Annotated in this window: 17 protein-coding genes and 1 tRNA gene; 12 read left to right on the forward strand and 6 right to left on the reverse strand. The window is 64.8% G+C overall.

Features of this window, described 5'->3' with window-relative positions; genetic code table 11:
* Positions 1-2,365: heavy metal translocating P-type ATPase (locus GT613_RS12795; RefSeq protein WP_161172654.1), on the forward strand; the 2,365-nt coding region annotated here is incomplete at its 5' end.
* Positions 2,366-2,417: 52 nt separating this feature from the next.
* Here the strand turns inward: GT613_RS12795 and GT613_RS12800 are convergent.
* Complete coding sequence (locus GT613_RS12800) at positions 2,418-3,554, reverse strand: histidinol-phosphate transaminase (protein WP_114513114.1); 1,137 nt, start codon at positions 3,552-3,554, stop codon at positions 2,418-2,420.
* A 103-nt stretch (positions 3,555-3,657) separates the two neighbouring features.
* On the opposite strand from GT613_RS12800, the gene dinB reads away from it, so the two are divergent.
* Positions 3,658-4,986: a DNA polymerase IV gene (dinB, locus tag GT613_RS12805; RefSeq protein ID WP_181817015.1), complete on the forward strand. Its 1,329-nt coding sequence runs from the start codon at positions 3,658-3,660 to the stop codon at positions 4,984-4,986.
* A 209-nt stretch (positions 4,987-5,195) separates the two neighbouring features.
* On the opposite strand, the gene GT613_RS12810 is transcribed toward dinB, so the two are convergent.
* Positions 5,196-6,074 carry a DegV family protein gene (locus GT613_RS12810; protein WP_009306964.1) on the reverse strand — a complete coding sequence of 293 codons (879 nt, stop codon included), beginning with the start codon at positions 6,072-6,074 and terminating at the stop codon, positions 5,196-5,198.
* 215 nt (positions 6,075-6,289) lie between these two features.
* Here GT613_RS12810 and ileS point away from each other — a divergent pair, with 215 nt between their 5' ends.
* From ileS to GT613_RS12825, 3 genes are read left to right on the forward strand one after another with little or no spacing between them, the layout of a single operon-like run.
* Positions 6,290-9,136 (forward strand): isoleucine--tRNA ligase, encoded by a 2,847-nt coding sequence (gene ileS, locus GT613_RS12815; protein ID WP_015760631.1) that lies wholly within the window; start codon positions 6,290-6,292, stop codon positions 9,134-9,136.
* A 4-nt stretch (positions 9,137-9,140) separates the two neighbouring features.
* Positions 9,141-9,842, forward strand: a complete 702-nt coding sequence (gene lspA, locus GT613_RS12820; RefSeq protein ID WP_009306966.1) for a signal peptidase II — start codon at positions 9,141-9,143, stop codon at positions 9,840-9,842.
* The gene (locus tag GT613_RS12825) at positions 9,839-10,873 is read left to right on the forward strand and encodes an RluA family pseudouridine synthase (protein ID WP_015760633.1); all 1,035 of its coding nucleotides are present in this window, start codon (positions 9,839-9,841) and stop codon (positions 10,871-10,873) included. Before lspA ends, GT613_RS12825 begins: the two co-directional genes overlap by 4 nt.
* A gap of 1 nt (position 10,874) precedes the next feature.
* Here GT613_RS12825 and GT613_RS12830 read toward each other — a convergent pair whose 3' ends face one another.
* The gene (locus tag GT613_RS12830; protein ID WP_161172655.1) at positions 10,875-11,690 is read right to left on the reverse strand and encodes a putative ABC transporter permease; all 816 of its coding nucleotides are present in this window, start codon (positions 11,688-11,690) and stop codon (positions 10,875-10,877) included.
* A 94-nt stretch (positions 11,691-11,784) separates the two neighbouring features.
* On the opposite strand from GT613_RS12830, the gene hemH reads away from it, so the two are divergent.
* The 5 genes from hemH to GT613_RS12855 all read left to right on the forward strand — a co-directional run bounded on the left by hemH (position 11,785) and on the right by GT613_RS12855 (position 16,477).
* Positions 11,785-12,816 carry a ferrochelatase gene (gene hemH, locus GT613_RS12835; protein ID WP_015760634.1) on the forward strand — a complete coding sequence of 344 codons (1,032 nt, stop codon included), beginning with the start codon at positions 11,785-11,787 and terminating at the stop codon, positions 12,814-12,816.
* The gene (coaBC, locus tag GT613_RS12840; RefSeq protein ID WP_161172656.1) at positions 12,809-14,029 is read left to right on the forward strand and encodes a bifunctional phosphopantothenoylcysteine decarboxylase/phosphopantothenate--cysteine ligase CoaBC; all 1,221 of its coding nucleotides are present in this window, start codon (positions 12,809-12,811) and stop codon (positions 14,027-14,029) included. The genes hemH and coaBC overlap by 8 nt, the downstream gene beginning before the upstream one ends.
* A gap of 144 nt (positions 14,030-14,173) precedes the next feature.
* Positions 14,174-14,250 (forward strand) — tRNA-Pro (locus GT613_RS12845).
* A 393-nt stretch (positions 14,251-14,643) separates the two neighbouring features.
* Positions 14,644-15,906, forward strand: a complete 1,263-nt coding sequence (locus tag GT613_RS12850; RefSeq protein ID WP_161172657.1) for a RidA family protein — start codon at positions 14,644-14,646, stop codon at positions 15,904-15,906.
* A gap of 319 nt (positions 15,907-16,225) precedes the next feature.
* Positions 16,226-16,477 carry a GlsB/YeaQ/YmgE family stress response membrane protein gene (locus tag GT613_RS12855; protein ID WP_009306972.1) on the forward strand — a complete coding sequence of 84 codons (252 nt, stop codon included), beginning with the start codon at positions 16,226-16,228 and terminating at the stop codon, positions 16,475-16,477.
* Between the two features lie 91 nt (positions 16,478-16,568).
* Here the strand turns inward: GT613_RS12855 and GT613_RS12860 are convergent, their stop codons facing one another.
* The 3 genes from GT613_RS12860 to GT613_RS12870 form a co-directional block, all read right to left on the reverse strand.
* A complete protein-coding gene (locus GT613_RS12860) occupies positions 16,569-17,564 on the reverse strand; it encodes a DUF4179 domain-containing protein (RefSeq protein WP_240132892.1) in 996 nt (331 codons plus the stop codon).
* Between the two features lie 52 nt (positions 17,565-17,616).
* A complete protein-coding gene (locus GT613_RS12865) occupies positions 17,617-18,108 on the reverse strand; it encodes an RNA polymerase sigma factor (RefSeq protein ID WP_009306974.1) in 492 nt (163 codons plus the stop codon).
* An 88-nt stretch (positions 18,109-18,196) separates the two neighbouring features.
* Positions 18,197-19,168: a LuxR family transcriptional regulator gene (locus GT613_RS12870; RefSeq protein WP_035585391.1), complete on the reverse strand. Its 972-nt coding sequence runs from the start codon at positions 19,166-19,168 to the stop codon at positions 18,197-18,199.
* A gap of 227 nt (positions 19,169-19,395) precedes the next feature.
* Here GT613_RS12870 and GT613_RS12875 point away from each other — a divergent pair, with 227 nt between their 5' ends.
* Together GT613_RS12875 and GT613_RS12880 are read left to right on the forward strand one after the other, a co-directional pair.
* Positions 19,396-20,982, forward strand: coding sequence for a YfcC family protein (locus tag GT613_RS12875; protein ID WP_009608693.1), 1,587 nt, complete (start codon positions 19,396-19,398; stop codon positions 20,980-20,982).
* A 217-nt stretch (positions 20,983-21,199) separates the two neighbouring features.
* Positions 21,200-22,681: an MATE family efflux transporter gene (locus GT613_RS12880; protein ID WP_009306977.1), complete on the forward strand. Its 1,482-nt coding sequence runs from the start codon at positions 21,200-21,202 to the stop codon at positions 22,679-22,681.
* Positions 22,682-22,957 lie beyond the last annotated feature (276 nt).

Consider the following 22,957-nt stretch of genomic DNA (forward strand, 5'->3'; position numbering starts at 1 on the left):
TGTCCCGGCAGGCGCGAGCGGCGGCCGGCAGGGCGCGGGGAGCCGTGCGGCCCAGGCGCGCCCCGTGGCCGACGCGGCCGCCGAGGCCAAGCATGTTCGCATGCGCCTCATCGTGTCGGCCGTGTTCACGATCCCCTTGTTCTACCTGTCGATGGGACACATGTTCGGCTGGCCGCTGCCCGGGTTCTTCCTGGGGGACGAGAACGTGCTCACGTTCGCGCTCACGCAGTTCCTGCTGCTCTTGCCCGTCGTGTTCGTCAACTTCAAATTCTTCCGCGTGGGCTTCAAGACGCTCGTCCACGGCGCGCCGAACATGGACTCGCTCATCGCGTTGGGCTCGACGGCGGCCTCGGCGTACGGCATATACGCCATCTACAAGATCGGCATCGCGCTGGGCGCGGGCGACCTGCACGCCTCGCATATGGCGGCCATGGACCTGTACTTCGAGTCGGCGGCCATGATCCTCACGCTCATCACGCTGGGCAAGTACTTCGAGGCGCGCGCGAAGGGCAAGACCACCGGCGCCATCGCCAAGCTCGTGGACCTCGCGCCGAAGGAGGCCGTGCGCCTTGCGGACGGCGTCGAGGAGCGCGTGCCCGTGGAGGCCGTGCGCGTCGGCGACGTGCTGGCGGTGCGCGCGGGCGAGGGCGTGCCCGTGGACGGCACGCTGCTGGAAGGCTCGGGCACGCTGGACGAGTCGGTGATCACCGGCGAGAGCGTGCCGGTGGACAAGCGCCCGGGCGACCGCGTGACCGGCGCCACCCTGAACAGCACCGGATGGTTCACTATGCGCGCCGACCGCGTGGGCGACGACACTGCGCTGGCCGGCATCATCCGGCTCGTGGACGAGGCCACCTCCACGAAGGCTCCCATCGAGAAGATCGCCGACAAGATATCGGGCGTGTTCGTGCCCGTGGTAATCGTCATCGCCGTGGTCACGTTCGCCGTGTGGATGCTCGGTGGCGCGACGCTGGAGGTCGCGCTGTCGCACGCCATCAGCGTGCTGGTCATCTCGTGCCCGTGCGCGCTCGGCCTGGCCACGCCCACGGCCATCATGGTGGGCACGGGGCGCGGGGCGACCAACGGCATCCTCGTCAAGTCGGCCGAGGCGCTGGAAACCGCCCACGACGTGCGCACCGTGGTGCTGGACAAGACCGGCACGGTGACCGAGGGCGCGCCGAGCGTCACCGACGTGCTGGCCGCGCCGGGCGTGGGCAAGGAGCGGCTGCTGGAGCTGGCGGTGTCTGTCGAAGGCCGCTCCGAGCACCCGCTCGCGCGTGCCGTGTGCGCCTACGCCCGCGAGCGAAAGGTGTACCCGCTTCTGGTGGAGGACTTCAGGCAGATTCCCGGCGAAGGCGTCGCCGCGCTCGTGGACGACCACCCCTCGCTCGCCGGCAACCTGCGTATGATGGAGGCCCGCGGCATCGAGACGGGCACGTTCGCCGAGGCCGCCGGGCGGCTGGCCGACGAGGGCAAGACGCCCTTGTTCTTCGCCCAGGACGGCGAGCTTCTGGGCATCGTCGCCGTGGCCGACACGGTGAAGCCCTCGAGCGCCGCCGCCTTGGTCGTGCTGAAGGGCATGGGCATCCGCACGGTGATGCTGACCGGCGACAACGAGCGCACGGCCGCCGCCATCCAGCGCGAGGTGGGCGCCGACGAGGTCATCGCCGGCGTGCTGCCGGACGGCAAGGAGCGCGAGATCCGCCGCTTGGCTGAGCAAGGACGCGTGGCCATGGTGGGCGACGGCATCAACGACGCCCCCGCGCTCGCGCGCGCCGACGTCGGCATCGCCATCGGAGCCGGCACCGACGTGGCCATCGAGAGCGCCGACATCGTGCTCATGCGAAACGACCTTTTAGACGTGCCCGCCTCCATCCAGCTTTCGCGCGCGACGCTGCGCAACATCAAGCAGAACCTGTTCTGGGCGCTCGTGTACAACGCCGTGTGCATTCCCGTGGCCGCCGGCGCGCTGTCGTTCATGGGCCTGAACCTCAACCCCATGATCGCTGCGGCCGCCATGAGCCTGAGCTCGGTGTGCGTGGTAACGAACGCCCTGCGTCTGCGCGGCTGGAAGCCCGACCTCCCTGCGGCACCGTCGGACGCCCCCGCGTCCGCGCCCATCGACAGCACCGAGTCCGACAACCCCAACGAAAAGGAGAGTACCATGGAGAAGACCCTGAACGTCGAAGGCATGATGTGCCAGCACTGCGTCGCCCACGTGAAGAGGGCGCTGGAAAGCGTGGAAGGCGTGGAAGAGGCCGTCGTCGATCTCGATGCCGGCACCGCCACCGCGAAGCTTGCGCACGACGTGCCGGAAGACGTGCTGGCCGCCGCGATCGTAGAGGCGGGCTACGAGGTGAAGTAGGCCCCGACTGTCATCCTGAGCGCAGGCGGTGTGTGTCAAGGCGAGCTGCGCCCTAGCACCCCACGACGATCTCGCGCAGGGCCGCCACCAGCTTCTCGTTGTCCTCGCGCGTGCGCACGGCAACGCAGAAGTAGCGGCTGTCTTCGAGCGCGGGCGTTCCTTCCAGCTTGCGCACGAGGAACCCGGCCAATTGCAGGCGCTGAGCCAGCTCGTCGGTGTTCGCCACCCCTAGCGCCAGGTCGGGGCCGGCGTCGAACGTGCACATGACGTAGTTCGCCTCGGCGGGGAAGATGTCGATGCCGGGGATGAGGTTGAGCATGCACTGCAGCCAGGGGATCTCGGAGTCCAAGAACTCGCGCGTGCGCTCGAGGTGCTCGGTCTCCGTGAGCGCCAGCTCGCCGATCACCTCGGCGAACATCGGCACGCACGAGCTGTCATAGAAGCGCGTGATTTGCGCGATGGTGTCGGGATGCGCGATGCAGTAGCTGATGGGGATGCCCGGCATGGCGAACGGCTCGCACAGCGAGCGCACCACCACGAGGTTGCGGTGCTCGTTCACGAGGGCCACCATGCTCTCGCCGCCCAGCGTGAGCTCGATGGACCGCTCGTCCACCACCACCCAGGTGCAGGCGTCGAGGTAGGCAAGCAGCGTCGGCTTCGGCAGCAGGCGGCTGGTGGGGTAGCCCGGGTTCGCCAGCACGGCGGCGTCGAACACGATGCCGTGGCGCTCGGCCGCGGCCGGATCGGGCACGGTGAAGCCGGCGGGGCTGGCGATCTCAACCACGCGATGCCCGGCATTTCCTGCGGCCAGCGCGTACTCCACAGGGCCGGGAACGGCCACACCCACGGTGCAGGGCTGGTAGGTCTGGGCTACGGCGCGCACCATGTCGCCCACGGTGGAGCCCACGAGAAACGATTCCACGGACAATCCGAACTTGCGGGCCAGCACGCTGCGCAGGGCGTGAGCCTCGCGGTCGGGCGGGTAGTTCAGCTCGCCGGCGGCGAGCGCGGTCTCCATAGCGCGGATGAAAGAAGGGGGCGTGCCCAAGGGGTTCGCCGTGCCCGAGAAGTCGATCCAGTTCATCTCCGAGCGCATCTCGTAGGGAGGAGACAGCAGCTGCTCGGGCAGCGCGGTCACGCAGGCTCGTACGCTGGGAAGCGCGTCGGTGTCTCGCTGCGTCATCGTCATGTCTCTCCCTCCCCGCATGTTACCTCGTGGCTCGAGGCAAGGAATGAATATCCTAGCACAAGTTCATTACGCCCGGACAGGGCATGGTAGACTTATTCGCGCAATGCGATCCTATTCACCACAGACCGATCCCGAACGGCCCGCCAGCGGCGGCGGCTACGCCATGCCGCTCGAGCCGTGGGAGGGCCCGGCCATCCTGCTCGTGGACCTCGACGCGTTCTTCGCCTCGGTCGAGCAGCTGGACCATCCCGCCTGGCGCGGCAAGCCCGTCATCGTGGGCGGCGACGCCGACAAGCACGGCGTGGTGTCCACGGCGTCCTACGAGGCGCGCCCGTACGGCGTGCGAAGCGCCATGCCCTCTTCCACGGCGAAGCGCCTGTGCCCTCACGCCATCTGGACGCACGGCCGCTTCGACCGCTACCGCGAGATGTCGAACGCCATCATGGACATACTGCGCGCCGAAACGCCGCACGTGCAGCAGGTCAGCATCGACGAGGCGTTCATGGACGTGTCTCCCACGTCGGTGAACCGAGAGCATCCCGTGCGCGTCGCGCAGCGTATCCAGCAGCGCGTCGAGGAGCTGGGCGTCACGTGCTCCATCGGGGTGGGCACGTCGAAGACCGTCGCGAAGATAGCCTCGGACATGGACAAGCCGCGCGGGCTGACCGTGGTGTACCCCGGAGGCGAGCGGGATTTCCTCGCGCCCCTGCCCGTGCGCACGATGAGCGGCATCGGAGCCGCAGCCGAGGAGAAGCTGCACTCCCGCGGCATACGCACCCTCGGCCAGCTGGCCGATGCGGACGAAGGAATGCTGCTGCGCGCGTTCGGTAAGAACGGCCGCGTCATGCACGTGCGGGCGAACGGGGGCGACGACGCGCCCGTGGAGCAGGACGACACGGTGAAATCGGTTTCGAACGAGATGACGTTCGCGGTGGACCTCACCACGCGCGAAGACGTCGAGGGCGCCATCGCCACCATCGCCGCGAAGGTGGGGCGCCGCCTGCGACGCAAGGGGCTGCGCGGCCGCACCCTGGGCCTGCGCATGCGCTACGACGACCGCAGCGTGCGCTCGGTGCAGCGTCAGCTGCCGGCGCCCAGCGACGACGAGCTTTCCTACACGCCGCTTCTGTACCGCATGGCCGACGAGCTGTGGCGCCCCGGCATGCCCGTGCGCCTCATCGGCGTGGCGATGACCGGGTTCGGCGGAGGCGAAAGCGTGCAGGGCAGCCTGTTCAACATCGCCGAGGCTGCTCCCAGCGACGACGATGTGGACCCCGTCATCAAAGACGAGGCGAAGCGGCGCGGACTCATAGAGGCAACCGACCTCGTCAAGGACAAGTTCGGCGAATCCGCGGTCCGCTTCGGCCGCGAGCTGCGAGGCGAGGGCAACACCACCGGCTCCGCCAGCAAGAACCCGGCCGACTACAAGTAGACGTTCTCAAAGCGAAGCCGGACGCAAGCGATATGCAGCCGCGAACCCTTCGAGAGAGCCAGCCTGAGGAGGTCGGGGCAGACATGCCGCGCGCAGTTCCGCACGAGCCGAAGCGTCCTGTGGACGCTTCGAGCGAGCTCAGGACTGTTTGAGCACGGCATGTCTGCCCCGACCTCCAACAGGTTGAAAAAACGACAATAGACGCCAGGCTATCGCTTGTCGGCCAGGAAGAACAGCGCCATGGTGCCAGGTCCCGAATGGGCGCCGATGACGGGGTCGACGTAGTTGATGACGACCTCCTTCACGCCGAAGCGCTCCTTAACCTCTTGGGCCACGTACTCGGCGTCCTCGAGGCAGTCGCCGTGCGTGATGAACACCATCTGCTGGTCGATGGGGGCGATGGCCGTCTTCTCCATGTGGTCCACCAGGGCGTGCAACGACTTCTTGCGTCCGCGCACCTTCTCCAGGGGGATGAGGCGCCCCTCGTCGTCCACGTGCATGACCGGCTTGATGTTGAGCATGGTGCCCGCCCACGCCGCGGTCTTCGACACGCGCCCGCCGCGGAACAGGAACATGAGGTCGTCCACGGTGAACCAGTGCGCCAGGTTCAACTTGTGCTGCTCTACCCAGTCGCGCACCTCGTCGATGGAGGCGCCGCCTCGGGCGCGCTGCACGGCGTGCCACACGAGCAGGCCTTCGCCGCCCGAGGCGGCCAGCGTGTCCACGGAGCGCAGCTTCCGCTCGGGGAACTCCGCGGCCAGCTGCTTCACCAGGAGCTCGACGGCCTCGTAGGTACCCGACAGCCCGCTGGAGAAGCCCAGGTACAGCACGTCGCGTCCCTGTTCCAGCAGCCCGCGCATGAGCGCCTCGGAGTCGGCCAGGTTCGGCAGCGACGTGGTGATCACCTTGCCGTCGCGCATCATCGTGTAGAACTGCTTGAGGTCGGTGTGCTGCCCCTTGAGATAGCTTTGATACTGCTCGCCGTCCACCATGAAGGTGAGGGGCAGGATATGCAGACCGAATTCGTCGATCATGTCCTCGACGAGGTTGCAGCTGGAATCGGTGACGATCTCGAAGTTCATCGGCATACGACGCGTCCTTCCTTGAAACTGCAGCGGTCGGAAAAACCCGAGCTTCCCGCTGTGAATATGCGATCGTTAAAAGTATACCGTTTAGCGTCGCGCTCCTGTGTCGCAATTTTGAAAAGTGCGGGCAGGCTCGCCGGAAACGGCGTTCGTTCCACTATACTATAGCGGTTTATGGCGACAGAAGCGCACATGCTTTGAGGAAAGGTACGGCACCCGTGGCGAACACGTACAAAGAAACGATGAACCTGCCGAAGACCGACTTCGCGATGCGGGCGAACCTGCCCGAGAGCGAGCCGAAGCGTCTGGCCAAGTGGGAAGAAGAGCATATCTACGAGCAGGTTCTCGAGAAGAACAAGGACGGCAAGCCCTTCATCCTGCACGACGGCCCTCCGTACGCCAACGGCCCCATCCATATCGGCCATGCCTTCAACAAGATCCTCAAGGACTTCGTGAACAAGTCCCATGCGCAGCGCGGGTTCTTCACGCCCTACGTGCCCGGCTGGGATTGCCACGGCCAGCCCATCGAGCATATGGTGGAGAAGACCCTCGGCCCCGACAAAATGGCCAAGATCGACCAGCCCACGCTGCGCCGCCTCTGCCGCGAATGGGCTGAGAAATACGTCGACGTGCAGCGCGAGGGCTTCAAGCGCCTCGGCGTGAACGCCGATTGGGAGCATCCGTACCTCACGTTCACGCCGAACTACGAGGCGGGCAACGTCGAGGTGTTCAAGCGGATGTACCTCGACGGCTCGGTGTACCGCGGCCGCAAACCCATCCACTGGTGCAAGCGCTGCCACACGGCGCTTGCCGAGGCCGAGATCGAGTACTCCGACGAGACGTCGCCGTCCATCTTCGTGAAGTTCAAGATGGATATCATGCCCGGCATGTTCGAGACTGCAGGCGCTGCGGGCGACGCCTACGTGCTCATCTGGACCACCACGCCCTGGACGCTTCCGGCGAACACGGCCGTGTCGCTGGCGCCCGACGCCGACTACGTGATGGTCCAGGCGGACGGCTCCAACATGATCATGGCGCGCGAGCTGGTGGAACAGGTGGCCGAGATCGCGGGCTGGGAATCCTACGACCTCGTGCGCGGCGAGGACGGCGAGCCCGTCGCGCTCAAGGGCCGCGAATTCACCGGCCTCACCTACACGTGCCCCGTCCGCCAGGACCTCAAGGGCACCATCATCTACGGCGACCACGTCACGCTGGACTCCGGCACGGGCGCGGTGCACACGGCTCCCGGCCATGGTCAGGACGACTACCTCGTGGCGCTGGAGTTCGACGTGCCGCTGCTCATGCCGGTGGACGACAACGGCGTTCTCACCGACGAGGCGGGCCCTTTCGCGGGCCTCGACGTTGACGAGGCGAACCCGGTCATCATCGAATGGCTGCGCGAACGCGGCACGCTGGTGGCCCAAAAGGAGATCCTGCACAGCTACCCGCACTGCTGGCGCTGCCACGAGCCGGTCATCTTCCGCGCCACCGACCAGTGGTTCGTGTCCATGGACAAGAACAGCCTGCGCGAGAACGCGCTCAAGGCCATCGAGAACGACGTCGAGTGGATTCCCGCGTGGGCTTCGAACCGTATCGGATCCATGGTGGCCGACCGTCCCGACTGGTGCATCTCGCGCCAGCGTTCGTGGGGCGTGCCCATCCCCGTGTTCAAATGCGCGAAGTGCGGCTCCACCGTGGCGAACGAGCAGACGTTCGACGCGGTGATCGACCTGTTCTACCGCGAGGGCGCCGACGCGTGGTTCACGCGCGAGCCGTCCGAGTACCTGCCGCGCGGCGTGAAATGCGAGACGTGCGGCTGCACCGAGCTGACCCCCGAGAAGGACATCCTCGACGTGTGGTGGGAGAGCGGCGTGTCGCACACCAGCGTGTTGAAGCATCGCGAGGCCGAGGGCCTGCGCTTCCCGGCCGACATGTACCTGGAAGGCTCCGACCAGCACCGCGGCTGGTTCCAGTCGTCGCTGCTCACTAGCATGGGCGCGTACGGCGTGCCGCCGTACAAGGCCGTCATGCACTGCGGCTTCACCGTGGACGGCGAAGGCCGCAAGATGTCGAAATCGCTGGGCAACGGCGTGGATCCGGCCGAGGTCATGGCGAAGAGCGGCGCCGACGTGCTGCGCCTGTGGGTGGCCAGCGTCGATTACTCGCAGGACGTGAGCATCTCCGACGAGATCCTCCAGCGCACCTCCGAGGCGTACCGCCGCATCCGCAACACGTTCCGCTTCCTGCTGGGCAGCCTGGATGACTTCGACGATCAGAAGGACGCCGTGTCCGATTGGAACGCGCTCGAGCCCCTCGACCAGTGGGCCATGGTGCGCACGAAGCACCTGCTGGACGACGTGAGCGCCGCCTACGACGCGTACAAGTTCCACTACGTGTACCGCGCCGTGTATGACTACATTGTGAACGACCTGTCGGCCGTGTACATGGACGCGACGAAGGACCGCCTGTACTCCGAGGCGCCTGACTCGCCGCGCCGCCGCGCCGTGCAGACGGTGCTGATGAACATCCTCGAGGTGCTCGTGCGCGTGCTGGCGCCGGTGCTCTCGTTCACCACCGACGAGGTGTGGGAGCACTACCCCCAGGCCATGCGCGAGCGCGCAGGCCGCCCGACGAACGTGCAGCTGGCCGGTTGGCCCAAGGCGTCCGACTTCGCGCCCGCCATCCCCGCGGACGGGGAGCGCGTGTCCGAGGACTTCGGCGTGATCATGGGCGTGCGCGAAGTCGTGACCAAGGCGCTCGAGGACGCGCGCGGTCAGAAGGTCGTGAACAAGAGCCAGGAGGCGGCCGTCGTCGTGACCGCGCCCCGCGCCGTGCTCGACGCGGTGGAGCGCTATGACGCGGCGGTGTTCGAGGAGCTGTTCATCGTGGCGTCCGTGTCGTTCGCCGAAGGCGAGGAGCTGGCGGCGACGGTTTCGAAGACCGAGGCCGAGAAATGCCCGCGCTGCTGGAACCACCGTGCGCTCGGCGGCAACGCGAACCACGGATCCGTCTGCGAGCGCTGCGGCGATGCGCTCGACGCCATCGGCTTCGCGGAAGGGGAATAGGTTCTTGGATACGGAATCGCCCGACAAGCAGCCCTCCTCGCGTCGTCCCGAACGACCGGAGCGGGTCGATGGAATCGATGCGGCCTCGTCCGAAAGCGTTCCGACCCTTTCGGACGAGCGAGGCGATTCGAAGGAAGCCGCCTTTTCGGAGGAAGAAGCCCGGCAATTGAAGGCCGATCGCTCGCGTCACACGCTTGTGTTCGGCATCGTCGTGCTTGCATGGCTCGCTCTCGACACCCTCACGAAGAACTACTTCAACGGCTCGTATTCCATGGGGGAGGTGATCACGGGGCCGTTGCTCGGCCTCGTGCGGTTCCACCTCGTTCACAACACGGGTGCGGCTTGGGGCATGTTCGGCGACTCCACGTTCCTTCTGGGCGTTATGTCGCTGATCGTATGCGTGCTGCTCACGGTGTATCTGTTCTTCCTGGCGTATCGTCCCAACATCGTGCAGGTGGTGGGCGCGGCGCTCGTGGTGGCGGGCGGCCTCGGCAACGCGTTCGATCGCTTCGCGTTAGGCTACGTCGTGGACTTCATCGAGCCGGTGTTCATCGACTTCCCCGTGTTCAACGTGGCTGATATTGGCGTGACATGCGGATTCGTGCTATTCCTTGTCGGCGTTATCGTCAGCTGGCGCCACGAGGATCGCCTATCCGCAGAGCTTGCCGCGTCCGACGGCGAAGGCGAAGGAACCGACGCGCGATGAGCCGCATGTTGAGCTACGTCGCAGCACCCGACGACGCGGGTCAGCGCCTCGATGCGCTTTTGGCCGCGCGCGGTCTGTATCCCAGCCGTAGCGCGGCTGCGCGCGCGGTGGACGACGGCCTCGTGTTCGTGAACGGCGCGGAGGTTGCGAAGAAGCATCCCGTGGCGCCGGGCGACACGATCGTGTACCAGGTTGAGGAGCCGGTAGAGCCCGGCCCTTTGCGCGGCCAACCCATCGATCTGGACATACGCTTCGAGGACGAAGACCTCATCGTGCTGTCGAAGCAGGTGGGGCTCGTGTGCCATCCGTCGGTCGACCATGACGACGGCACGCTGGTGAACGCCCTCATCTACCACTGCGGCGCCGAGAACCTGTGCAACGTGCAGGGCGAGGACGACCGTCTGGGCATCGTGCACCGCCTCGACCGCGACACGAGCGGCCTCATGCTGGCGGCGAAGAACGACGAGACGGGCTATGCCCTCATGTCGGACATCCGCGATCGCGCGGTCGACCGACGTTACCTGGCGCTCGTGCACGGCGTGATCGCCCACGACACCGGTATGATCGACGCTCCCATCGCGCGCGCCGAGAAGGAGCGCACGCGCATGGCCGTCCGCGACACGCCGTCGGCTCGCGAGGCCATCACGACGTTTCGGGTGCTCGAGCGCTTCGAGCACGGGGCGCGCGACGACGGCTACACGCTCATCGACTGCAAGCTGTTCACAGGGCGCACCCATCAGATACGCGTGCATCTGGAGTACGCGAAGCACCCTCTTGTGGGCGACCCGGCGTACACGTCGGGCGCGCCGAGCGCGCCTGCGGCCGACCTCGGCCTCGACCGCCAGTTCCTGCACTCGTTCCAGCTGTCGTTCCAGCATCCCGTCACGGGGGAGGGCCTGCGCTTCGCGGACAACCTGCCCGTCGACCTGCAGGAAGCGCTCGACGACCTCGCCTCCCGCAGCACGGGCCGCACGACGGCGGGGGAGGAAGTGCGAGCGTTGCTGGAAGACGCCCCGAGGCCGCGGCTGTAGCCTATCCCTTCCCGTACACGCTCATGTTCTGCATGCGGGATTGCAAGTAGCTGTCGGGGAAGTGCTCGTCGAAGAACCGCTGTTCCCACGTGGTGGCGGGCACGCCCGCGGCGCGCTGCCCCTCGCGGTCGAGCGCGAGCAGGGTGACGGCGATGTTCAGCGCCATGAACAGGCTGAGCGCCGCGGTGACCAGGCGTGCGAGCATGCTCCTGGCATCCACGTGCGAGAACACCCGCTTGATGAACGGCAGGATCGTGCGCACCCACACGAGGCCCAGAAGCCCCCACATCACGCCGAACGCGAAGTTCGTGCGGCCGTTGATGCTGCCGAACGTGCCGGTATAGTCCCAGGCGATGGCGCCCCACAGCACCTCCATGAGCCAGCTCGTCGCGTACTCCATCACCGAGCCCAGCAGCATGGCTATGAGGAAGATGATGAGGTTGTGCGAGTGGTAGAAGCGGTTGAGCGACACCGTGAGCACCACCGCACCCACGCCGTATATGGGCGAGAACGGGCCCCACACGAGGCCGGCGCGGCTTTCGTAGCCGCCGTACACGATGGCGTGGAACACCGTCTCCACTACGAGGCCGAACACGCTGCCTGCGACGAACAGCCAGAACAGCGTGAAGTAGTCGATCTTGAGGTATCCCTGGTTCGGACGGACCTGCTCGCGCGCCTCTTTGCCGATCTCGCGGAGGATGCCCGGATGCGGTTCGGGGCTTTCGCAGGGGGAGGAGCCGGCTTCGGGTTCCCGATCGGACGTTTCGGCCTGTCGCGGCGTCGATTCCACAGCCGATTTTTTCGGTTCTTTCTCCATTCACCTGCCCTGTCGATAGTCAATGGGCTAAACTATAACAGATTTTCCAGGGCGGAATTCAACCGTTTCGTCATGTCTACTCCGCGGGAAGGTGATGAACATCGTGCCAGAGGGGAAGCGCTCGGGGGTGCTCCTAGTGAACACCGGCACGCCTGCCGTGCCCAAGCCCCGCGCCGTGCGGAAATATCTCGCCAAGTTCTTGATGGACAAGCGTATCGCGCCGATGAACCGGGCAGGATGGTGGTTCGTCCTTCATCTGTTCATCCTCCCGAAGCGGGGACGCGCGTCTGCCGAGAAATACCAGAAGATCTGGACCGACGAAGGATCGCCGTTCACCATCGCCCATCAGAAGCTGGAGGCCGGCCTGGGGGCCGCGTTCGAGGACGAGGGGCTGGACGTTGCGGTGCGCTGCGCCATGAGCTACAGCGACCCGTCGGTGCTCGATTGCGTGCGCGAGCTCAAGGGCGCGGGCTGCACGCGTCTCATCGTGCTTCCGCTGTACCCGCAAAGCGCCTACTCGACCACCGGCTCGGTGTCCGACAGCGTGGAGCGCGCGCTCAAGAAGGCGCGTTGGGACGTGCCGTGCGACTTCGTCGACAACTACCACGACGACCCCACCTACATCCGCGCCATCGCTGCGTCCATCGAGCATGCCGGTTTCAAGGTGGACTCTGACGATAAAGTGCTGTTCTCGTACCATTCCATCCCGCTCGTGGACATCGAGGCGGGGGACACCTACGAGCTGCAGACGGGCGCCACCAGCTTGCAGGTGGCCAGCGAGCTGGGCATCGACCGCAACCGCTGGACCATCGGCTACCAGTGCCGTTTCGACAAGGGCCGCGAATGGCTCTCCCCGTACACGCGCGACGTGCTGACGCGCTGGGCGGAAACCGGGGTGGGACGCGTGTTCTTCATCTGCCCGAACTTCGCCGTCGATTGTTTGGAGACGCTCTACGACATCGACCACGAGCTCAAGCCGTTTTATTTCGACCAGATCAAGCAGGCGGGTCGCACGCCCGGTGAGGAAAGCTTCACGTACGTGCCCTGCCTCGACCGCAGCCGCGCGCACCTTCGAGTGCTTTCCGACGTGCTGCGCCCGCATATAGAGGAGGGCTCTCATGACTAATGTGAACGAAGGCGCGGCAAACCCCGCGCAGAAGACCGTGCTTTTGGGCGTGACGGGGTGCATCGCCGCCTACAAATCGTGCGAGATCGTGCGGGGCCTGCAGAAAGCGGGCGTGCGCGTGAAGGTGGTCATGACCGAGCATGCCACCGAGTTCGTGGGACCCACGACGTTCCGTGCGCTTACGCACGAGACGGTGGCCGTGGGCCTGTTCGACGACCCGTCCGACCCCATCCACCACGTGTCGCTCGCGCAGGAGGCCGACGTGTTCCTCATCGCGCCGTGCACCGCGAACGTCATCGCGAAGATCGCGAACGGCATCGCCGACGATCTCTTGACCACCACGGCGCTGGCCACCACCGCGCCGCTCGTCATCGCGCCGGCCATGAACGTGAACATGTACGAGAACGGCGCCACGCGCTACAACATAGGCAAGCTGCATATCCGCGGCGCGCGCTTCATCGACGCAGGCGACGGCTACCTGGCGTGCGGCGACATCGGCAAGGGCCGGTTGGCCGAGGTGGACGACATCGTGTCGGCAACGCTGGACGAGCTGGGCGTGAAGCGCGACCTGGCCGGGCGCAGTGTCATGATCACCGCGGGCCCCACGGTTGAGCCCATCGACCCGGTTCGCTACATCTCGAACCACTCCTCCGGCAAGACCGGCTACGCCCTCGCGCGCGCGGCGGCCCTGCGCGGCGCCGACGTGACGCTAATCTCGGGCCCCGTGTCGCTGGCGGCGCCGCAGGGCGTGCACATGGTGCACGTGAAGACGGCGCGCGACATGTTCGCGGCGGCCGAGGACGCTTTCGAAGACGCCGACATCGCCATCTTCGCGGCAGCGGTGGCGGACATGCGTCCGCGCGAGGCGGCCGGGCATAAGCTGAAGAAGGGCATCGCCGACGCCGAGCTGGGCACCATCGACCTCGTCGAGAACCCGGACATCCTGGCCACGCTGGGCGAGCGCAAGGAGCAGCAGGTGGTGGTGGGCTTCGCCGCCGAGACGAACGACGTGGTGGCGAACGCCGAGAAGAAGCTCGTATCCAAGCACGCCGATCTGGTGGTCGCTAACGAAGTGGGAGGCGGTCGCGCGTTCGGTGCCGACGACAACGTGGTATGGTTCGTGGACGATCAGGACGTCGAGGAGCTTCCCCGCATGTCCAAGACCCGTCTCGCCGACGAGATTCTCAACAAGGCCATGCGGTTCCTGGCGTAGCGAAGTGCGATGGACGGGGCTGAACGCCTTCGGCTTTCCCCGGGCTTGAAGAAGATATAAATTTCTTCTTGCAAAGCCGGCAGGTTACCGTTAAGATAGTCAACGCTGTTTGGGAAGCTCGCAAGAGCAACCGGGCGAGCACAACGGGTTGTGGCGCAGTTTGGTAGCGCACTTGACTGGGGGTCAAGGGGTCGCAGGTTCAAATCCTGTCAACCCGACCAGCAACTTAGAGCAGGTCATAGGAGAAACCGGTGGCCTGCTTTTTTATGCTCAGCGGCGTGAACGCATCCCATCGGAAGCGTTGACGCTTCCGATGGGATGCGTGGCGACTTGTGGTCATCGTGTGACGAACGCTGAGAAGGCCGGATAGCAATCGGTGAACGGTAGGCGCGATAATCCTGCATGAAACGCACCTTACGATTCTGTTTTCTGCATGGTGCGCGCAGGGGGTTCCAAAATTGGCGGCGAGCGGTCTGATGCGTGCGTTACCGTTGGTTGGAAATCTTCGCGTAAACGTTTTGTGCATCTGCACAAAACGTTATACTACAGCCCTCCGAATACGGAGCGCTCCTTAAGGAGCGTACAGCGAAGCCCCCAAAAGGAGGATACGATCAATGGCTGATAACGTAGTATTGGCTCGTAACACGGACGAGGCCCCTCAGAACGACCGTTTTGCGCAGACCGTGGCGTTCTCGCACTACAACAACATCTCGGCTCAGCTCCCCATCGACCCGGAGACCGGCGCCATCGTCGAGGGCGGCATCTTCGAGCAGGCCGAGCAGTGCTTCGAGAACCTCGAGGCCATCGTCGAGAGCATCGACCACTCGCTGAACGACGTCACGAGGATCACCGTCTTCGTGCGCGACATCCGCGACATGGACGTGGTCGACGAGGTGTACCGCGCCTTCTTCACCACGTATCTTCCTGCCCGCACGGTTATGGCTGTTGCGGCGCTGCCCATGGACGCGCTCGTGCAGGTGGAGGCGCTCATCACCAACGGTGAGGGCACCATCCCGAACGAGCCCCAGGCCGGCGACCTCGTCAAGTACGTGAACAACACGCACAACGCTCCTTACGACGCCCTGTCCACGCAGACCGTGGCGTTCTCGCACTACAACAACATCTCGGCTCAGCTCCCCATCGACCCCGTGTCGAACCAGATCGTGGTCGGCGGCGTCGCCGAGCAGACCGCTCAGTGCCTCAAGAACATCAAGGCTGTCCTCACGAGCATCGATGTCCCGTTCGATGACATCGTGAAGGTCACCGTCTTCCTGAAGAACCTCTCCGACATCGATGCCGTGAACGAAGTGTACACGCGCTTCTTCCCCGATTCGGGCATCGCCCGCGCCGTGGCCTACATGCCGGCCCGCACCGTGGTCGAGGTCGCCGAGCTGCCGATGCACGCGCTCGTGCAGATCGAGGCCGTCGTGTCGCACGGCGACGGCACCCCGCCGCAGGAAGTGGAGGCCCGTCACGGCCTGATCATCGAGGCCAACGACACGGACGCTGCTCCGGTGAGCCCGCTGTCCTCGCAGAGCGTCGCGTTCTCGCACTACAACAACATCTCGGCGCAGCTGGGCGTCGACGCCGCGTCGGGCAAGCTCGTCGCTGGCGGCGTTGCCGAGCAGGCCGAGCAGGCATGCAAGAACATCAAGGCCATCATCGAGAACGTCGGCCACGTGATGGAAGACGCCGTCAAGGTGAACGTCTACCTGAAGAACATCGACGACCTCGCTGCCGTCGAGGACGTGTGCGCCCGCTACTTCACCGGCACCCCTGCGTTCCGCGCCGTCGGCACCGCTGCGCTGCCCATGGACGCGCTCGTGCAGATCGATGCCATCTTCGGCAACGCCGAGGGCACCCCGCCGATCAAGTAGCTCGTCTGAGCATCGGATGAACGAAAAGGCTGGAGATCGATCTCCAGCCTTTTATACGTCGAGAATGCATGCTTCCGTGGCGCGGCCCTCGTGGCCGCGATCTTGCCCTTGCCTGGAAGCCATCATCGCTCCGAAAACACGCCTCGTGCGCTGAGGCGTGTTTTCGGAGCGATGATGATGTCCGTCGGCGTGACGCCGCTCACGGGGCGGCATCCAACCGACTACAGGCTGCATACGGCTTTCTGGTCAGGCTGTTCTAAGCGCAACGCTCGTCTATCCTCGTCAGCATCACCTATGAGCTTCGAGGAAAGGAACTGCTATGAGCATCATCGTATGGATCATCATCGGCGGCTTGGCCGGTTGGATCGCGAACATGATCATGAAGACGGACGGCAGCCTCGTCAAGAACATCGTGACGGGCATCGTCGGTGCGCTGATCGGCGGTTTCGTCATGAGCTTCTTCGGCGCCGCGGGATTCACCGGGTTCAACCTCTGGTCGTTCTTGGTGGCGTTGATAGGCTCGATCATTCTCATCGCCGTCATCAACCTGCTGACCGGCAAGCGCGCCTAGCGACGTTGTGCGTACGAGCCGAAAGTGGGGCGGCAGTCCTCTTTCGGGACGAAGCGGCCGGGATAGAACGTTCCCGGCCGCTTCGCGTTTTTCACGGCATCGGGATTTCCACGCCTCCGACCGTGACGGACTTCACCTGGGTGAGGTCGAGGATCTTGTCGAACATAAGGTCCGCGCGGCGTTTGGTGGCTCCTCCATCGTTCATGGCGCCGACAGACGGTACGTCGATAGACGAGCCGTTTCGCAGATCCACCGTTATGGGAACGTCGATGCCTGCGGAGCCTCTGCGCTTTCCCGTTTCTTCATCTTTCGTCATGAGTGGCTCGTCTGCTGTGTATTCGACTACGATGGCGATGGGGGAGAGGACTACGGAGTCGATTGCGACGTCGATGCCGTCGAGCTTCGTCCGTTGCCCGGCGCTCAGTTCAATCGATGCGTCCTCGTAGTTGAGCGGAAAGCTCATGTTCCAAGATCCTTCGATGACCGTCTGGAGGGACGGGAGAGTGGTTTTGCCGCCTGCCGTCATTTCTCCCGTCGCCAAATCTCCTAGTTCGACGTGCATGATCTTGCCTATGAACGAGTCGCCTCCTATGAACGAAGTCATCTTCACGATGCATTGCACGGAGTTGTCGGAAGGATCGGCGTCGTAGAAGCAGTATTCCGGGCCTACTTTGGTGTCTCCCACTCTGAACAGCTGTGCACCAGTGAAGACCGTCGTAAACGACTTGTCCAAAATCGTATCGACGCCCTCGATCGGCATGCCGTCGGTTCGGGCGATACTGAACACCGCAACGCAGTGTTCGTTGTCGCCGATCACCGCATCTGCTGTGATCGCAACACCGTTCGAAACGGCACTTGCGCCGATTGGGCGGCCGATCTTGTCGATCACCTCCGTCTGCGACGGTGCGCCCCCAAACAGATCCTCGGCGAAGTCTTCCAAGCTCACGAACGCTCCTGCAAGATACGCCGTGCAGCCTACTGCCAGGGCCAGCACGGCTGCGGCTGCGGCTATCACAAGGGCGCGCGAGCGCCGTGTCGGACGGGGAAGGGGCTCTGCGGCGGCGACCGCTTCGATGCGCTGCGCCATGCGTCGCTTGGCCTCGGGCGAGAACCGCAGCTCGTCGAGGGCTTCCTTGTATTCATCGATCATCGTCCGCTCCTTCCAACAGGGCGCGCAGCTTCTTGCGTCCGCGGCTCAGGCGGGCCGCCACGGCGTCCTCGGTGCCGCCCGTCATGTCCGCGATCTCGCGCGCGGTGTAGCCCTCGTAGTAGTGCAGGTACAGGGCCTCCCGAAACGGCTGCGACAGCTCCATCACCGCTTCGAGTACGGCGCTGTCGGGAACCTCGGGCGCGGCCGCCTCCGCGACGGCGTCGAGCGCCACCGACGTGCGGCGTCGCGCGCTGCGCAACACGTCCTTGCAGGCGTTCGCCGTCGCGCGCACGATCCAGGCACGCTCGTGCTCGGCGCTCTCGAAGGCGCGATCGGTCTGCAGCAGCTTGATCAGCACGTTCTGGCAGACGTCTTCGGCGTCGTGCGTGGATTTGAGATACGTGTAGCCAAGTCGCAGGATGAGGTCGGCGTACGTCTGCACGAGCCGCTGCGCCTCGGTATCGGGTTGTCGTTTGCGCATAGAGTCCGTTCCTGTCGTTCTTCGGGCAACGCCGTTTCACCTGCAATACGAACGAGCAGGGCGAATCCTGACAGCGCGGGCGAATCTTCTAGGAGAATTCCCAAAAATCCTGGATAAGCTCCTTGCGGTTAGCCCGCTCGGCCTTCTGGAGGATATGGTGCATGTGCACCTTGACGGTGCTCGGCGCAAGATGCATGGATGTGGCGATGTTCTGGTTGTCCTTGCCCAGCAGCACGAGTCGCAGCACCTCGGCCTCGCGCTTCGACAACTGTCGCGCGGCCGCGTAGGCTGCGAGATTCTGGTCGATGAACGTCTCGAGCGATGCGCCTCCCTGCGTGGGCGGTTCGGTACGTCGTAGCGACAGGCTGCGCCACGCGCTCGTGCAGGCGGCGAAGCCGCAGCACAGCACGAGCGCGTTCTCGGCGAAGTTGCGCTCGGGGAAGAAGGGCAGCCTCTGACCTGCGATCGCATGCGGGTCGATGACCAGCAGGAACACGACGTTCTCAAGCAGGACGCAGGTGACGAGCGCCCATAGCGCGCCGTACAGAGCACGATGGCGCCGCATGCGAAGCCGTAACACGTCGTCGCGCGTGCCGATGTAGCGAGCGGCGAGGTAGACGAGCATCGCGTACAGCATGGCCTCGCGCATGCTGTAGAACAGGAACATCTGGCCGTTGCCCTCGGGCGCGAGCAGAAGCACGGCGAAGCTTGCCAGCACGAACGCCGCACCCGGGATCCAGCGTACCGCCGGCCTATCCTCCTCCAGGTACTCGCACAGCACGAGCCAGAACGATATGAGCGCGCCGCCGCCGACGAGGACGGAAGCGACAGGGCTGCCGATGAAGAAGGGCGAGGCGGACGCGTCGGAGGCTCGCTGCATGAGGAAATCGTCCTGGAACACGAGCGCCACATCGAAGAAGTAGAACAGGAACCCGGCGAACGCGTAGCGGTAGGTCTTGTTGCGCGTCACCAGGTACGACGCGAGGCACGTCGCCGCCGTTAGGATGACGGCCAAAAGCACGATGAGCGTGTAGTAGAAAAGACCCAGTCCCAGATCCATGCGCTTCCTCATTCGCGGTCGCCGGCCTCGCGCCCAAGCGGGCGCACATCTCGAACAGTATAGACGATTCGCCGCAACGCGCCAGATCAAACGGCTCTACACCCGAAATACACCCGCTCCTACCACCAGATTAGGACTGCCCGCGCGCTCGTTCGCGCGACACGATGAAGACAACGTCCGGAACCTGCCGAACGAAACGACGAAGGTAGACGAAAGGGGACAAGCGCATGTCGACGGAAGCCGTACTGCCCACCAGCACCGCCTCGCCCAAGGAAGGCCCGCCTAAGAAGAAGAGGAAGCTCAGCTTCCCCACCGCCTTCACCATCCTGTTCGCGCTCACCATCGTCGCGGTGGCGGCTACATGGTTCGTGCCGGCGGGCCAGTACGCGAAGCTCGCGTACAACGCCGACGCGGGCACGCTTCAGATCACGAGCCCCCAGGGCGCGGTGAGCGAAGAGCCCGCCACGCAGGAGACGCTCGATGCTATCGGCGTGAACATCGGGATCGACCAGTTCACCTCGGGCGCGCTGTCCAAGCCCATCTCGGTTCCCAACACGTACGAGCGCCTGGAGCAGCAGCCCAAAGGCATCGCCGACATCACGGTGAGCATGGTGTCGGGCACGGTGGAGGCCGCCGACATCATGGTGTTCATCCTCGTGCTGGGCGGCCTCATCGGCGTGGTGAACGCAAGCGGCGCGTTCGAGTCGGGCCTCATGGCCCTCACGAAGAAGACGAAGGGCCATGAGTTCCTACTCGTGTTCCTCGTCAGCGCCCTCATGGTCCTCGGCGGAACCACGTGCGGTCTCGAAGAAGAGGCCGTCGCCTTCTATCCCATCCTCGTGCCTATATTCCTGGCGCTCGGCTACGATTCCATCATCTGCGTCGGCGCTATTTTCCTGGCAGGTTCCATGGGCACGACGTTCTCCACCATCAATCCGTTCTCGGTGGTCATCGCCTCGAACGCCGCGGGCGTGAACTTCACGCAGGGCATCGAATGGCGTATCGCGGGATGCGTCGTGGGCGCCATCGTGGTCATCGCGTATTTGTACTGGTACAGCCGCAAGATCAAGGCGAACCCGGCGTTCTCCTACACCTACGAGGATCGCGAGAAGTTCGCCAAACTGTACAACGTGGAGGCGGGGGAGACGAAGGAGGCGCGCGCGACCGGCTTCACGCTTAAGAAGAAGGCAATCCTCGTGCTGTTCGTGGCGGCGTTCCCCATCATGGTGTGGGGCGTCGTGAGCCAGGGCTGGTGGTTCCCACAGATGGCAGCCTCGTTCCTGGCCATCGCGATCATCATCATGTTCCTGTCGGGCATCGCCGAGAAGAAGGTGGTGGATGCGTTCATCCACGGAGCGTCAAGCCTGGTGGGCGTGTCGCTCATTATCGGGCTCGCGCGCGGCATCAACCTGATCATGGAGCAGGGGCTCATCTCCGACACGCTGCTGTTCTGGTCGTCGGGGCTCGTGCAAGGCATGACCGGACCTGTCTTCATCCTGGTCATGATGCTGATCTTCTTCCTGCTGGGCTTCGTGGTGCCGTCGTCGTCGGGTTTGGCCGTGCTGTCCATGCCCATCATGGCGCCGCTGGCCGACACCGTGGGCATCCCGCGCTCGGTGGTGGTGTGCGCCTACCAGTGGGGCCAATACGCCATGCTGTACCTCGCGCCCACCGGCCTCGTGCTGGCCACGCTCACGATGCTGGACATGAAGTACTCCAAGTGGCTCAAGTTCGTGTGGCCTATGGTGCTGTTCGTGCTCATCTTCGGCGGCATCCTGCTGGTCGCCCAAGTCCTCGTCTACGGCGCCGCCTGATCTGCTGGTTGTTCTCGGCAGGCGGCTTGCGTATACTGGCAAGGATCGGGATGACCCGATCCTTGCCAGGCGTCGAGCCCCTCGCAGGCTGCTCCGCCGCAAGCCCGTCTGCCGGGACAACCCGGGAAACCATCGAGCATGCGGCCCATCCGACGGCCCGCTTCGCGCGGCGCCGAGCGGCGGGCCGCATGCTCGCGCACGTATGGAGCGAAGAATCATGCACGGAACCGAAGAGGCTGTGGACGGCGAGGGCGTCGTCGCCGAGATCGCACCGAAGTCGAGAAGCGATCGGAAGATCGACCGTTTGGGCACTGAGAGCACCTTCAAGCTGCTTCTGGAGTTCTCCATCCCGGCGGTGGCGGGCATGCTCGTGCAGATGCTGTACAACGTCATCGATGCGGTATACGTGGGACATGCGGTAGGCGCCGACGGCCTGGCCGCCACCACGGTCGCGAATCCCATGATGACGGCCATGGTGGCCGTGGCCATGCTCGTGGGCGTGGGCGGCAACGCGCTGGCGGCGATCAAGCTGGGCGAGCGCAAGAAGGGCGTGGCGGAACGCGTGATGGGCAACAGCTTCGTGCTGCTGCTGATCGCCACGGCGGTGCTGTGGGGCATCGCCATCTTCGCGCTCGAGCCCATCCTTCGCTACTCGGGCGCCGACGGCTCCGTGCTGCCGCTCGCGCTCGACTTCATGACGGTGATCGTGGCAGGCTGCCCGCTGCAGTTCATCGCGTTCGGCATGAACAACTTCATCCGCACGGCAGGGCACCCCAACCGAGCGCTGGGCTCCATGCTCGTCGGAACGGGCGCGAACGTGGTGCTGGGCTACCTGTTCATCATCGTGCTCGACGGCGGCATGCGCGGCGCCGGGCTGGCCACCGTGTGCTCATGGGCGCTGTCGGCTCTGTTCGTGATGCAGTTCTTCCTCAAGAAGGGCTCACCCATGCCTTTGCGCCGTCCGTCGCTGTCGCTCGACCCGCGCATCGCGCTGCGCGTCTGCGCCCTCGGAATCGCTCCGTGCGTCACGCAACTGGGCTTCGCCGTGTCGTCTATGATAGAGAACAACCTGTTGGTGCTGTACGGTGCCGCCGATGCGCTCGGCGTGGACGGAGCGCTTGCGGTGATGCGCGTGCTGTCGGCCGTGGGCCTGTTCACGTTCATGCCGGCCATGGGCATCGCCATGGGGGCGCAACCTATCGTGGGCTACAACTACGGCGCTCGCGCTTACGGCCGCATGAAGCTCGTGCTCGTGCAGGCCATAGTGCTGGGTATCGCCATCACGACGCCTTTGTGGGCAACGGTCGTCCTCGCACCCGACCTGTACGCGCACTTGTTCGGCTTGCCCGAGATATATATGAAGGAAACGGCTTGGGCGCTTGTGCTGTACCTCATGTTCATTCCCATCCTGCCTATTCAGACCATCGGCTCGAACTACTTCGACGCCACAGGCCAGGCGGCGAAAGCGACCGTGCTCACGCTCACGCGCCAGATCCTGTTCCTTATTCCGCTGCTCGTGTTCTGCCCGCTCGTTCTGCCGCAGGTGCTGCCCATCACGGCGCTTGAGAGCGTGTGGCTGGCGCCCTCGATATCCGATATAACATCCACGCTCATCGTAAGCGGTTTTCTCGCCTTCGAATGGCGGCGCCTGCGCGCTGCGGAAGCGGGGGAGGGCTCGAATGGCCTCCATCGAGCCTAGCGGCTCGAGCCGTTCCCTCGTGTTTTGTGTGCGTGCACAATGAAATAACGGTCGGGTAACGGAGAAGAAGCGGCTCGTCAATGCGAAACCGTTTGCCTTCAACGTCTCGCCGCTGATCGAATCCGTGTTCGCCGTTGGCTCCCTTTTACCGAGCAATCGCCTCCGGAGGGGCCATGTCATCCGACCGTTTACTTTTCTCTGGTAGAGTGGCCTGGCGGGCGATATCGCTCGCTTTTATTGTTCAAGTGCAATCGGTAAAGGTAAAGGGGGAAGCTA

Origin of the sequence: Eggerthella sp. BIOML-A4, from assembly GCF_009875575.1 — a bacterium.
GTDB lineage: Bacteria > Actinomycetota > Coriobacteriia > Coriobacteriales > Eggerthellaceae > Eggerthella > Eggerthella lenta.